Origin of the sequence: Saccharomonospora saliphila YIM 90502, assembly GCF_000383795.1 — a bacterium.
In the GTDB taxonomy this organism is placed as follows: Bacteria; Actinomycetota; Actinomycetes; order Mycobacteriales; family Pseudonocardiaceae; genus Saccharomonospora; species Saccharomonospora saliphila.
In genome coordinates this window covers 2,428-4,411 of sequence record NZ_KB912590.1, presented here as the reverse complement: position 1 = coordinate 4,411, position 1,984 = coordinate 2,428, and the positions used below count along the sequence as shown (strand labels likewise).

The 1,984-nt window shown below is 70.0% G+C and carries 1 protein-coding gene; it reads left to right on the top strand.

The features are described 5' to 3' along the window. Positions 1-306: 306 nt before the first annotated feature. On the top strand, positions 307-1,984 hold a 1,678-nt coding region (locus SACSA_RS20775), incomplete at its 3' end, for an MFS transporter (RefSeq protein ID WP_019812501.1).

Here is a 1,984-nt window from a genome sequence, read left to right as displayed (position 1 = left end):
GGGCGCACCGGGGCCGGTACGAGCGGCCCCGCCCGGCCGGGCGGCATCGTGCGCAAGCCGTCGAGCGGGTCGGCAGGGCTGGCCGTGGCGCTGGTCCTGCTCGTGATCTTCATCCTGATCGCGATTCAGTTCGTGGTGAGTTTCGTGGAGAGCGTCACCGGCATTTTCGGCTGATTATCCGCGCGACTCCGCTGCCACAAACGGTCTCCCAATACTCACCCTCGGTAATACGCCCGAGTCGCCAGCGCGGTAGTGCGGGCCGGCGCTACGCTGATCTCACGGCAGAACCGCCACAATTCGTATGGGGTGGGGCAGATCAGCGAGGCGAAGCAGGGGGCGGACGGCGCCGACGCGCGGTCGTCCGCGGTCAGCGAGGCATCCACCGTCCACAGGGTCCGGCGGGTCCTGGCGATCCGGCCGTTCCGGCGGCTGTGGGGGGTTACCTACCTGTGCAGCGTGGCGGACTGGCTGTCGCTGCTCGCGCTGACCGGACTCGTCACCAAGTTCACCGACAACTACACCGCTCAGAACTTCGCTTTCGCCGGAGTGATCCTCACTCAACTGCTCCCGGGGTTGCTCTTCGCGCCACTGGGCGGAATGCTCGCCGACCGGTTCGACCGGCGCAAGATCATGATATGTGCGGACCTCGCCCGGTTCGCACTGTTGCTTTCGATCGCCGTGGTGGGCACACCGCTGTGGTTGTTCATCGGGAACTTCCTCGTCGGTTCGGCCGCCATGATGTGGATTCCGTCGAAAGACGCGGCGGTGCCGAATCTCCTGCGGCGGCGCGACCAGGTGGAGACCGCCAACCAGCTGGGCATGGTCATGACCTACGGCGTCGCCGTGGTGACGGGTGCCGGGCTTTATGCCGTGCTGACCGGTATCCACACCACGCTGGCGTTGCCGCCCGACCTGCTCGGCGAGTTCGGTACGGCCAAGATCGTCGTCGTGCTGAACGGCCTTTTGTACCTGGCCAGCGCGCTGTCCATCGCCCGCATCCCGGAGTTGTCGCTGCGCAACGTGCACCCGCCGACGGAGGTGGGCGCGATGCCGTCCTCCCCGGACTCCGGGCGGAATCGCACCGGAGACTCCGGTGCCGGGGCGGACACCGACGACTCCTCCGGCGGCCTGCGTGCGATGGTGCGCGACGGGGTCCGCTACGTGCGCACCACGCCGCTGGTGCGGGGGCTGCTGATCGGGATGGCGGGCGCGTTCGCCGCGGGCGGCGCGGTGATCGGCTCGGCGAAGGCGTACTCGTCGAGCCTCGGTGGTGGCGACTCCTCGTTCGGCCTGTTGTTCGTCGCCGTCTTCGTCGGCGCGGCGCTGGGGCTGGCCGGTGCGCCGAAGCTGGCGCGTCGGCTGCCGCACGAACGGCTGTTCGGAGTGGGCATCGTGTTCGCGGGCCTGGCGCTGGTGGTCGTCGCGCTGGCGCCACACCTCGCCGTCGCGCTCGTGGCCGTCGCGGTGGTGGGCGCGTGCGCGGGCGCGGCGTTCCTCACCGGCGTGACGATCATCGGCTCCCAGATCGACGACGCCATCCGGGGCCGCATCAACGCGATCTACCAGTCCCTGCTCAAGATCATCGTGTTCGGCACGACCTCGACCGTGCCGGGCCTGATCGCGCTGGTCCAGGCGCGGACGGTCACGGTCTGGGGCAACGAGATCATCATCGACGGCACCCGTCCCGTACTGCTCGCGGGCGGGTTCCTCGCCACGCTGGTGGGGGTCGTCGCCTACCGGCAGATGGACTCCCGCCGCACCGAGCCGATCCTCGCCGACCTGCGCAACGTTCTCCGTCGCCGTCCGCGCCGCGTGAACGGGCTGCTCATCGCGCTGGAGGGCACGACGGTCACCGACACGGCGAGCCAGGCCGCGCGGCTGTCGCGCTGGCTGGGGGACGGCCCGCGCCGGGTCGTCCTGGCCGCCGACCCCGCGTTGGACGACGAGCGGCTGACGTCGTTGATGGCGGCCGCGTCGCTGTCCG